Genomic DNA, 12,250 nt, shown 5'->3' with positions numbered 1-12,250 from the left:
AATTAACATATATTTACAAAAAAACCTCTTATGAAATCATAAGAGGTTTGTTATTTACTATTTGTTTTTTTTAATATGCTCTTTTATTTTTTCCTTCATAGAAATTAATAAAAGCCTCATTTACAACTCTTTTTCCACCATTGGTTGGATAATCACCACTAAAATACCAATCTCCTGTATGATCAGGACAAGCTTCATGCAGACCTTCAATTGTTTGGAAAATCACCTCTACATCTGCTTTTACAGAAGATGTTTTTAACATTTCAGCAATCTTATCAGAAATTTGCACTGCAGTAAAAGGAGCATAAATTTCTTTTACAAAATTTTCTATACCTGCATCCTCCTTAACGCGTTGCTTCATACATTTTTTATATACGTCCGTTACGATATGATATTGATCTGTATCTTTTAATAACTCTAACGCCGCTCTAAAAGCAATAAAGTCACCAATTTTTGCCATATCAATTCCATAACAATCAGGATATCTAATTTGTGGAGCTGAAGAAACTATCACAATTTTCTTAGGGTTTAACCTATCTAAAATTTTAATAATACTCTTTTTTAACGTTGTTCCTCTTACGATACTATCATCAATAATAACAAGGTTATCATTCTTCTTAACCACACCATAAGTAATGTCATAAACATGCTCAACAAGATCATCACGACTATTATCATCTGCAATAAATGTTCTAAGCTTTACATCTTTTACAGCTATTTTTTCAACACGAGGTCTTTCTGATAAAATTTCATTCAATTTTTCAGGTGAAATTTCTCTTTTCCCCTTTAAAATTTTAGACAACTTCTGTTGGTTTAAAAAATCTTCTGCAGCCTCTCTCATCCCATAAAAAGAAGTTTCCGCTGTATTTGGAATGTAAGAAAAAACAGTATTCGAAATATTATTATCAATCTTTTTCAAGATCTCTGGAAAAACAATTTTCCCTAAATTTTTACGCTCAGTATAAATATCAGCATCACTTCCTCTAGAGAAATAAATGCGCTCAAAAGAACATGATTTTTTTGGTAATTGCTCTAATATAGGAGCTACTGTAATTTTACCTGATTTCTTAGCAATAATCGCATGCCCTCTATCCAATTCCTTTACTGACTCTAATGGCACATTAAATACCGTTTGAATCACTGGACGCTCAGATGCGACAACTAAAACTTCATCATCTTGATAATAAAATGTAGGTCTAATTCCTGCAGGATCTCTCATTACAAAAGCATCTCCATGTCCTAATAAACCGGCCATTGCATAACCACCATCAAAACTTTTAGTTGCTCTTTTTAATATTCTTTGAATATCAACTCTTTCTGCAATTAAAGGAGAAGCATCTTTTTTACTTACCCCACCTTTCATGTCTTGGTATAAGCTTTCCACTTCGTTATCTAGGAAGTGTCCAATCTTTTCCATTACGGTAACCGTATCAGTATTTTCTTTTGGATGCTGTCCTAATTCTATCAATTCTTCTAACAACTGAGAAGAATTAGTCATGTTGAAGTTACCCGCAACAATTAAATTTTTATGTCTCCAGTTACTTTGACGTAAAAATGGATGCACATTTTCAATACTATTTCCACCAGAAGTACCATAACGTACATGTCCTAAAAACAAGTTACCGATATATGGTAAATTTTCTTCTTGCCAAGCAACATCATCTACCTTATCTGGGTTTTCAACTAAACCTTGATTCAAACGATCATTAATTTGACCAAAAATATCTTGAATAGGTTGTGATTGATTAGATCTCACCCTACTGATATAACGAGTACCCGGACTCGCATTAAATTTTAAACTTGCAAAACCAGCACCATCTTGTCCACGGTTGTGTTGCTTCTCCATTAACAAGTACATCTTGTTAATTCCGTAAAATGCAGATCCATATTTTTCTTTGTAAAACTCAAGAGGTTTTAACAAACGAACCATTGCGATTCCACATTCATGTTTAATAGCATCACTCATAATATAATTCTCTTTTGGTGTTATTAACTAACTACCGTTTGTACTAATGATTTATTTTTTTGAAGGAATTTCCATTTCATATTTTGTTAAATTTCTAAAACTTAACAAACGTTCATTAATCTCAGTTTCTGTTACATTTTGCATGCGCTCTGTACCAAATTTCTCTACACAGAAAGAAGCTAAGTTTGAACCGTGAATCAAAGCATTTTTCATGTTTTCAAAAGACACATCATCGGTTTTTGCTAAGTACCCAGAGAATCCACCCGCAAACGTATCTCCCGCTCCTGTTGGATCAAAAACTTCTTCTAATGGTAATGCTGGTGCAAAGAATACCTGGTCTTTATGAAACAATAAAGCTCCATGCTCTCCTTTTTTAATCACAACATATTTAGGCCCCATTGCTTGGATTTTTTCTGCTGCAATTAATAAAGAATACTCTCCACTTAATTGGCGCGCCTCTTCGTCATTAATAGTAATTACATCTACTTTTTTAATCACTGCTTTCAATTCTGGCATTGCAATATCCATCCAAAAATTCATAGTATCTAGAACTACTAATTTCGGTTTTTCTGTCATTTGCTCTAATACTGCATTTTGAACTAAAGGATGTAAATTTCCTAACATCACTATTCCTGCATCCTTATATTCAGCTGGCACTACAGGATTAAAGTTTTCTAAAACATTCAACTCTGTAGCCAAAGTATCTCTAGTATTCATATCGTTGTGGTACTTTCCTGACCAAAAGAATGTTTTTCCTTCTTTAACGATTTCAACACCAGCAGTATCTACTTTTCTGTCATTCAACATATCTAAGTACTCTTGAGGAAAATCTCCCCCTACAACAGATACGATCCCTGAATCTACATTAAAGTTAGCAGCAGACAAACCAATATATGTTGCTGCTCCTCCTAAAATTTTATCAGTTTTCCCAAAAGGTGTTTGTATTGCATCAAATGCAACGGTACCAACGATCAATAATTTACTCATTTACTTAATTTTTAGTCATTTAAAAAGTTAGAATCTTTTGTATAAAATTCTTTAAACCTCAGCGTGATTCAATAACTTTGCAAAAATAAGTTTAAAATATGACTATCAAAGAAATACAAGAAGAAATTATTGATGAGTTTTCTATGTTTGAAGATTGGATGGAGCGCTATGAGCACATAATTGATCTTGGAAAATCATTACCTATTATAGATGAAGCATTTAAAAAAGATGAGAATTTAATTAAAGGCTGTCAATCTAAAGTTTGGTTACATTCTGAATTGAAAAATGACACTTTATTTTTTACTGCAGAGAGTGATGCCATTTTAACTGCTGGTATTGTAGGACTTCTTTTACGAGTTTTTAACAATCAAAAACCTGAAGATATTATCAATGCAGATATGTCTTTTATTGATCAAATTGAATTAAAAGAACATCTATCTCCAACAAGAGCTAATGGTTTAGTATCAATGATCAAACAAATCAAACTATACGCCTTAGCTTTTCAAAGCAAATCAAACTCGTAAGGTTCAGAATTAATTACGAACAAAGCACTGAGAAGTATAATTAGTATCTTTGTCATCAGAAAAATAAAACATAATAAAATGGAAGAATCTCAAATTACAGATATAGGAGAAAAAATTGTTCAGGTATTGAAAACAATATTTGATCCTGAAATCCCAGTAGATATTTACGAATTAGGTTTGATCTATGACGTAATGGTTAACGACCATAAAGAGGCTAAAATTTTAATGACCTTAACTTCACCAAACTGTCCGGTTGCAGAAACACTTCCTAAAGAAGTTGAAAATAAAATAGAACAGCTTGAAGAAATTGATAGTGCAGAGGTTGAGATTACCTTTGACCCAACATGGACTCAAGACATGATGAGTGAAGAAGCCAAACTAGAACTAGGTTTTCTATAATTCATTAACTAAAAAAATGGGAGAAATTGTAAATAAAGTTGCCAATAGCAAGTTGGTTACTATTGACCTAGAAGACTACTATCCTGCTGGAGAACGTGTTTTATTTGACATAAAAAAGTGGCTTTTTCAAGAACTTATTTTAAAAGAAAAAGACTTTCGAGCTTCTATTGAATCTTTTGATTGGTCAACATTGCAAGGTAGTTATGTTGCCTTGACTTGCTCTGTAGATGCTATTATTCCCTCATGGGCCTATTTATTAATCACCACAAAAGCAGCTCCTTTTGCTAAAAAAATAGTAGTTGGAGATTTGACTCTTTTAGAGACAACTCTTTATCAAGACATCATTAAAAACATAGACACAAGCAGTATTGAAAATAGACCAGTTATAATAAAAGGCTGTGCTAATAAACCGATACCCGCAAGTGCATATACGCAATTGATTGAAAAAATACTACCAATTGCAAACTCAGTGATGTATGGTGAAGCCTGTTCTACAGTTCCATTATACAAAAAACCTAAATAACATTATCTTTGACACTTTTAAAAACCTAATTATGAAAAAAGTATTACTCTTTGCTGCTTTCCTAACAAGCACAATTTTATTTGCTCAAGAAAAAGAAAAAGAAGGAAACTGGAAAACAACTGGAAAAATCAGTTTCTTAATGAATCAATCTTCATTTTCTAACTGGCAACCAGGAGGTGACAACGCCTTCTCAGGAAATGTTAGTTTGAACTACGACTTTAACTACTCTAAAAACGGATGGGTATTTGACAACAAATTAATTGCAAGTTTAGGTATCAACGCAATTGAAGGAGAAGACACTAAGAAAACCGATGATAGATTTGAGTTTAACTCCATTTTAGGTAAACAGTTTACTAAAACATGGAATTTCTCATTCTTCGCAAACTTCAAAACGCAGTTCGTTAATGGTTATGATTATGATGATGACTTTTTAGGTGACAACTTAGCCTTTCCTACTTCTGGTTTCATGAAACCTGGTTACTTAAGTTTTGGTCCCGGTTTCTTCTGGAAAAAGAGCGACAATCTATCTGTGAATATCGCTCCAATTACTTCTAAATTCACATTCTTAACAGGAGAAGTATTTACTTTAAATGATGACAAAACGCAATACGAATCTAGTAACGACATTGAAACATACGGTGTAAAGCCAGGAGAATCTGTACGTTATGAATTTGGTTTGAATATGCGTGGTTACTATAGAGTAGACTTAATGAAAAACATCAATATGGAGAACATCCTTACTATTTTCTCTGACTATATTGAAAAACCTCAAAACGTAGATTTTGACTACACCATGAACTTAGTAATGAAAATTAATGATGTATTCTCTACAAACCTAACAGTACAAACTGTTTATGATGACAACGCATATAGCGCATTACAAGTAAGACAAACTTTTGGTGTCGGAATTAGCTACAACTTCTAATACAACACACTAAATATTAAAAAAGCCCTTTGAGATTCTCAAAGGGCTTTTTTAGTATTTATTCTTTCTTAGCTTTCTTCCGTATACTCCTCGTATAAAAAACTGTTGTAAGGAAAACGTTTGATATGAATTTTCTTTACCTCTTCATATACTTTAGATTTAAAGTCCTCTAAATTTTGTTTGTGAAGAGCAGAAATAAACACACAGTTATTTTCCATCTTAGACATCCATGATTTCTTTAACTCCTCCAGCGTATAATGCGCTTTGGTTTTTTCAGTCACCAAATCATCATCGTCTATGGTCTCGTGTTCATAAGCATCAATCATATTAAAAACCATCATTACAGGCTTGTCTGAACTTTCAATTTCAGCTAAAATATTATTTACAGAATCTATATGATCCTCAAAATTTTTATGTGAAATATCCACTACATGCAATAACAAATCCGCCTCACGAACCTCATCTAAAGTAGATTTAAACGACTCTACCAACTGAGTTGGTAATTTTCTAATAAACCCAACAGTATCAGTCATCAAAAAAGGTAAATTCTTAATAACCACTTTTCTTACGGTAGTATCTAAAGTTGCGAACAATTTATTTTCTGCGAAAACATCAGACTTACTGACAACATTCATCAAAGTAGATTTCCCTACATTGGTATAACCAACTAAAGCAACACGAACTAATTGCCCTCTGTTTTTTCTTTGAATCGCCATCTGCTTATCAATCGTTACGAGTCTTTTCTTTAATACATTGATTTGATCTCGTACGATACGTCTATCCGTTTCAATTTCAGTTTCCCCAGGTCCACGAAGTCCAATACCTCCTTTTTGTTTATCAAGGTGGGTCCACAACTTAGTTAACCTTGGCAGTAAATATTGACATTGGGCCAAAGCCACTTGTGTTCTTGCATAACTTGTTTGTGCACGCTGGGCGAAAATATCAAGAATTAAATTGGTTCGATCCAAAATCTTACAATCCAACACTTTCTCAATATTACGCAATTGTGCTGGCGACAACTCATCATCAAAAACTGCTGTTCCTATATGATGTGTATCTATATATCTTTTTACTTCTTCTAACTTACCACTACCAATAAAGGTTTTAGGGTGTGGTTTTTCTACATTCTGCACGAATCTCTTAACAGAAACTCCTCCAGCAGTTTTTACCAAAAATTCTAGCTCATCTAAAAATTCTTTCGCTTTAGCATCATTTTGATGTTGCGTAACAACCCCTATAAGAACCGTTTTTTCAGATGTAACTTTTTTCTTATCAATCATGCTACAAATGTACGATTTTTGTTAAAGAGCATAACCAAATAACAACGACTTCCTTTCTATTGATTTAATTCACAATTAAACACCCCTGCTTGATTTAATTATGTACTTTAGATTTTTACTCACAATACTACTTAATGACCATATCTCCCCTTTCAATAGCCTTTTATAATGTTGAAAATTTATTTGATACAGAAGACAGTCCTCACACCCTAGATAGAGAATTTACACCCAAGGGTAAAAAGAAATGGGGACCTTATCGCTATCAATTAAAAATAGAAAAGTTAGGAAAAGCTATTACGCGAATTGGAGAGGATTACTCCCAACTTCCGCCAATTTTTATTGGGCTTGCCGAAGTAGAGAACAGCATGGTGCTTGACGACCTACTAAAATCTGATGCCTTACAGTATTTACCATATGATTACGTGCATTATGATTCTCCTGATGAAAGAGGCATAGATACGGCTTTGTTATTCAATAAAGAACAATTTCAACTATTAGACTCCAAAGCAATTCCGATCATTGTTTATGACTCCAACAACGTTAGAGACTACACAAGAGACATCTTATATGTTAAAGGAAAACTGGACAATGAAATTATTCATATCTATGTAAATCACTGGCCTTCTAAAAGATCTGGTTTTGATGAAACCCGTAAAAAAAGAATAGAGATAGCCTCCATATTGCATCAAGAGATGGCAAATATTGACGAAACAGATCCTAAAATTGTTATTATGGGTGATTTCAACGACAACCCGGATGATGATAGTATTCAAAAACATTTGGTGACGTCTAACTTTAGAAACCCAAGTTTAAAATTATATCAAAACAATCAAGGAGCTTCTAAATTTTACGGTAAATGGATGCTGTTTGATCAAATAATTCTTTCTGAAAATTTTTTCGAAAATACACCAAACAATTACTCCTATCAAGCAGCCCATATTTTTAGTGCTCCTTTTCTGACAAACCCAAGAGGCAGACACAAATCAGAACCTTTTAGAACCTATTCAGGAAAATACTATCAAGGTGGTTATAGCGACCATTTCCCTGTGTTTGTATTACTCGCAAAAACTAAAAATGCATAAAAAAACCCGAACTTTATTTTTAGTTCGGGTTTTATGCGTTATTAACTTTTTTTACTTTTTTATTACCTTAACCGGTATAGAAAACTTCTTATTTTTCAACTCATCAGAAGCTTTTACTACTGACTGGTAATTCAACCTTGATTTGATAAAATTTATAATTTTCTCATCTTGTGAATCAACCATAAGGACCACTATTTCCCCTCGCTTATTTACTAAAAATTCAACTTTCGCTGAAATAATTCTTTCATTTTCTAAAAAATCAGGATGATCTAATAATCTTTCGATTTCACTTCTTAATTTTTCATTGATTGTCATTGTTTCTGGATTTGCTGCAATCGTTGCAACGGTTCCTAAAACTAGGGCGAACATTACTAAAATGATTTTTTTCATAATTTCTAATTTCTATTACAAAGATACTTTCAATGCAAAAATAAAATTGAAAAAAACACTTCAACAAAACCTCTTCTTTTGGTTAACACAACATCAAACAAGGATTCTATTAACCAAATATTCACATTGAGAATTTTATAAAAATCAAACTCTCTTTTCACTATTATCTATAAATAAACTCCTTTTTTTGACAGTTTAAAAGAGTCATAAAGATTAATCATCAATACCATAAATCAGAAGCTTTTTAAATGTTACCTAAATGTAAATTTATTGGAAAAATAACAGACCTGTCCTCTAAACTCTAAGAGATCTTACAGCATAAAAAAGAATTCCAATTCTCAATAATTTCTATTTTTAGTCATTACTTTTACATCAACAAAATTCAAATCATTCGAGCCATCATCATTAAAAATGATAATGCATTACGTTAAATAATTATTACCCATAATAAGTGGAATCTAGTATACAAAAATCATTGAACCGAAAAAAAAACATAATTATATTAGTCACACTAATCTTCCTGCTCATGCTACCTAATATATTATTTATTTATTATGGTGAAGACTCTGCAGTCGTGACAATCCTAAAAAAAATAGTTTTTTTCAACTACACAACGGCATTACTACTACTACCCTTATCTTTTTTAAAACCTAAATCATATTTCCTATTTTTAACAATTACGATTCCGTTTGCAATTACTGATTTATTTGTACTTACGTTAAGCAAAACGCAATCCACAACAATGCATCTCCTTGCACTCTATGAAACACACACAAATGAAGCTTTAGAACTAATTTCAGGAAATGTTTGCTATGTTAGCATAGCAATAATATACATTACTCTCTACATATATCTTTCCAAAAAACTAAATTCTCACTTCTCAATAGGAAAAAACGGAAAAAAAGTAATAGCAATTTTTTCTTTATCCTTTATATTACTAATATTAGCAAGAGATATAAAGATTGCCTATACTTTCTCAAAAGGTCAGATAATTGAAGCAACATTATACCACATTACAGTAAAACTAAAAAAAACTTTTCCTGTAGGCTCTTTTCTCAAACTAAAAGAAACTATTAAACAAACTCATCAAAAAAATAGTTTTGACAAAAAAAACCAGTATTTCACTTACAAAAACAAAACTCTAAACGAAAACGAAGATCAGACTATTATCCTTGTGATAGGAGAAACTGCAAGAAGAAAGAATTTCCAAATTTACGGTTACGAAAGACAAACAACACCTTTTCTTGCAAAAGAAACCAACCTCATACCATTCTCCCAATTTACCTCTTGTGCAAATTTTACACTTGCAAGCTTTACACAAATACTTTCCAGCATTAGTCCTAGTACACATAAAAATGCTCATGATGAGCTAGGACTCATACATGCTTTTAAAGAAAACAGCTATAAAACCTACTGGATTACAAACCAACGCTATTCTATCTCCTCAACATATAATTTATACTCAAAGCAATCAGATTACAGGTTTGACACCTCGACTAACCTAGACATGGAAAACAACGACTTAGCAATATTACCTTATTTAAAAGGTATTCTTAAAAAAAACAATAGCACAAAAAAACTCATTGTTATTCATTGTATAGGTAGTCATTACAGGTACAACTTAAGATACCCTAAAAAGTTTGCGGTTTACCAACCAGAACTAAAAAACACACTTTCCGTATCTGAAAACAACATTTCTCATAAACAAGAGTACCTAAACTCTTACGACAACTCTATTTTATTAACAGACTATTTACTACATAATATAATCTCACTCTTAAAAGAAACAAAAGAGAAATCATTAATGCTATATGTATCTGACCATGGAGAAAATCTTTTCGATGATGATCGCGAGCTATTCCTCCACGGTACAGCAACTCCAAGCAAATACGAATTAGAGATACCTATGCTAATTTGGCATTCGGACAACTACAACAAAAAACGTGTCGAAATTCTAAATTCAAAAAAAGACGAAAAACTTTCTTCTGAAATAATATTCCACACCATGTCAACTCTTGGTGGATTCAGAACAAAACTCCACAATCCAAAACATGATTTATTTTCAGACAGCCTATTAGTTGGCAATAGAACCGCTATCAAACCAGATGGTACAGTTATGAGAATCGACAAATAAAAATCATCTTATCCAAGGAGAAAAATTTTGTGGGGAAAGCTGTTTATGACCACTAGTTTTAGAAAATATTTCCCATTCAGATAAATCAAAATGATTACTTGCTGAATCTACTTCTAATTTCCTAACTGCCTTCCCATCCAAATACTCCCAATTGGTGCCGGAACCATCTTCTCCCCTTACACCATAAACATCATGCACTTGCCCATCTGAATCTTCTAATTCATATACATCGTCTCCATTGCCAGATATATAATTCGTTACAAAATCTGCAGTCATATCAAAATCTACTTCGAAACCTTCATTAGCTATGATAAAGAATTCTTTCGCCTCCATTATGTACCCTGATAAATCCACACCTCCAGAACTAGCATTACTAGAACCGTTTAAATATTTCTTTAATTTCCATCCATTCAAAGACACTGCTGAATCTCCGGCATTATAAAGCTCCACAAACCTTGACCCAATATTGTTTTCAGGATCAGCCACTTCGGTTATTAGTATATTTTTTTCAACCTCTTCACATGTTTCATAATCCTGATCAAACTCAACATCTTCTAAAGAACGTATTTGCATTTTTAATTGCTCCCCTTTGCGATACAATACCCCAGTAATTTCACCTTTCTTAATCGGAACTTTATTATTTGCAAAAGAAGCACTCCCTAAAGTTTCTAGTTCAATAAAATGAAATTCTTCACATGCTGAAAATTTCCTAGAGGCACTTTCAGTGCCTGAAAAATAGGCAAATGCTTTGCCTATTTCATTTTCTTTTAACTGAACCCCTTGAACCGTTACCAACGTATTTTGATATTTTTCTAAAGTCAATTCATCTAACCTCCTTTCTATCGGAATTATTTCATAATTTTCAGCAACCGTTTGTATATACCTATCTAAATTCCCCTCTTTAATAGGTCCAACGGTACCCTCATCAAAAATTCCTATTGAAAATTGTCCATTTACCTTATCTAGATACAAATAATTTAATTCCAAATAGACCTTATCCCCAACAGAAAATTTTTCAAAAAGATTCTCTTCGTCTATCAAAATTTTAAACCCTCCTTCAGGACTTTCAAATTCATCCTGTATGTAAAGTGTATTTGCAAAATTACCCTCTTGATCTGACGATATAACATATCCTTCAAAAACATAATTTTCATCAACACCAAATTCTACCACCTCATCTGTATACTTTGAAATAATTTCTTGATAAGATATTGTTGCGTCTGTTGATCTTATAATAGAGCAACGTTCATCGGTTAATTTCACATCATTTTCATCTCGCAAAGACAACTGAAACTCAGAATAATATTTTGTTAGCACCCCCTGTACATTACCTTTCCTATTTGGGATTTCAAAATTTTTAAAATCTGAAAAACCACTAATATTTATTTTTATTTTCCCTACATCATCACAACCATCGTTCACTTGGTATAATTCTCTCTCTGTATTTTTTGTTGAGGTGACATCTCCAAAGGACTCCCCAATATCTTCCTCTCCGAATTGTACATTCTCCAACATTACCAATTTCTGAAGATGACTTTCGTTAATTTGTGATATCTGAATCGGCTGAGGCTCTACACTTTCAACCTCACAACTCCTTATAAAATGATTAAATATTTCAGAAGACGGTATTCTCTCTATTTCACCAGCCACTGCTTTTCCTATTTGCAAAACACCTCTTCCATATCCAATAGAAAGGCCTTTTAATTTCACAAACACCTTTCTGCCAACAGGGTAATGAGCATATAGGTTGCTTTTATCAATAGAGAATTGAATCCCGACCATGGGATTTCTTGGCGCATCTTGAATAGATAATATTTTATACATATTTCCAGAAGCATCACTACTCACAACATAACCTGCCACAATTATTTCGGATTCGAATGTTGTTATCCCATATCCGGCCATCTCTAAAATCTGTGTCATCGTATGTGTTTCTTTTATATTTTGATTTTCGCAAATAATATCCGGAACCTCGTGATGAACATCACAACTAATCAATAACAAACTAAAAATAAACACATATTTTATCATAACTAATAA

11 protein-coding genes are annotated in these 12,250 nt (G+C 32.5%); 6 read left to right on the top strand and 5 right to left on the bottom strand.

Translation table 11 applies throughout. The features are described from left to right. Window positions 1–70: 70 nt before the first annotated feature. Together AC2DGP_RS11370 and AC2DGP_RS11365 are read right to left on the bottom strand one after the other, a co-directional pair. On the bottom strand, window positions 71–1,966 hold the full coding sequence (locus tag AC2DGP_RS11370) for an amidophosphoribosyltransferase (protein ID WP_484490184.1): 1,896 nt from the start codon (window positions 1,964–1,966) through the stop codon (window positions 71–73). A gap of 51 nt (window positions 1,967–2,017) precedes the next feature. Then, window positions 2,018–2,953 (bottom strand): PfkB family carbohydrate kinase, encoded by a 936-nt coding sequence (locus AC2DGP_RS11365; protein ID WP_484490183.1) that lies wholly within the window; start codon window positions 2,951–2,953, stop codon window positions 2,018–2,020. A 98-nt stretch (window positions 2,954–3,051) separates the two neighbouring features. On the opposite strand from AC2DGP_RS11365, the gene AC2DGP_RS11360 reads away from it, so the two are divergent. From AC2DGP_RS11360 to AC2DGP_RS11345, 4 genes are all read left to right on the top strand, one after another. Next, complete coding sequence (locus AC2DGP_RS11360; protein ID WP_484490182.1) at window positions 3,052–3,477, top strand: SufE family protein; 426 nt, start codon at window positions 3,052–3,054, stop codon at window positions 3,475–3,477. A 78-nt stretch (window positions 3,478–3,555) separates the two neighbouring features. Next, complete coding sequence (locus AC2DGP_RS11355) at window positions 3,556–3,876, top strand: DUF59 domain-containing protein (protein WP_484490181.1); 321 nt, start codon at window positions 3,556–3,558, stop codon at window positions 3,874–3,876. Between the two features lie 16 nt (window positions 3,877–3,892). Next, on the top strand, window positions 3,893–4,399 hold the full coding sequence (locus tag AC2DGP_RS11350; RefSeq protein ID WP_484490180.1) for a DUF2480 family protein: 507 nt from the start codon (window positions 3,893–3,895) through the stop codon (window positions 4,397–4,399). A gap of 31 nt (window positions 4,400–4,430) precedes the next feature. Next, entirely contained in the window at window positions 4,431–5,324 is an 894-nt protein-coding gene (locus AC2DGP_RS11345; protein WP_484490179.1) for a DUF3078 domain-containing protein, read from the top strand. Window positions 5,325–5,392: 68 nt separating this feature from the next. Here AC2DGP_RS11345 and hflX read toward each other — a convergent pair whose 3' ends face one another. Further along, window positions 5,393–6,604 carry a GTPase HflX gene (gene hflX, locus AC2DGP_RS11340; RefSeq protein WP_484490178.1) on the bottom strand — a complete coding sequence of 404 codons (1,212 nt, stop codon included), beginning with the start codon at window positions 6,602–6,604 and terminating at the stop codon, window positions 5,393–5,395. Between the two features lie 134 nt (window positions 6,605–6,738). On the opposite strand from hflX, the gene AC2DGP_RS11335 reads away from it, so the two are divergent. Next, the gene (locus AC2DGP_RS11335; RefSeq protein ID WP_484490177.1) at window positions 6,739–7,686 is read left to right on the top strand and encodes an endonuclease/exonuclease/phosphatase family protein; all 948 of its coding nucleotides are present in this window, start codon (window positions 6,739–6,741) and stop codon (window positions 7,684–7,686) included. 51 nt (window positions 7,687–7,737) lie between these two features. On the opposite strand, the gene AC2DGP_RS11330 is transcribed toward AC2DGP_RS11335, so the two are convergent. Then, window positions 7,738–8,076, bottom strand: a complete 339-nt coding sequence (locus tag AC2DGP_RS11330) for a hypothetical protein (protein WP_484490176.1) — start codon at window positions 8,074–8,076, stop codon at window positions 7,738–7,740. Between the two features lie 475 nt (window positions 8,077–8,551). Between AC2DGP_RS11330 and AC2DGP_RS11325 the strand changes: the two genes are divergently transcribed. After that, the gene (locus AC2DGP_RS11325; RefSeq protein ID WP_484490175.1) at window positions 8,552–10,210 is read left to right on the top strand and encodes a phosphoethanolamine transferase; all 1,659 of its coding nucleotides are present in this window, start codon (window positions 8,552–8,554) and stop codon (window positions 10,208–10,210) included. Between the two features lie 3 nt (window positions 10,211–10,213). Here AC2DGP_RS11325 and AC2DGP_RS11320 read toward each other — a convergent pair whose 3' ends face one another. Continuing rightward, window positions 10,214–12,241, bottom strand: a complete 2,028-nt coding sequence (locus tag AC2DGP_RS11320; protein WP_484490174.1) for a DUF5689 domain-containing protein — start codon at window positions 12,239–12,241, stop codon at window positions 10,214–10,216. Between the last annotated feature and the right edge of the window lie 9 nt (window positions 12,242–12,250).

This window comes from Flavicella sp. IMCC45537 (assembly GCF_057197705.1).
The sequence above is the reverse complement of the archived record's forward strand: the minus strand, read 5'-3'. Positions and strand labels throughout refer to the sequence as shown.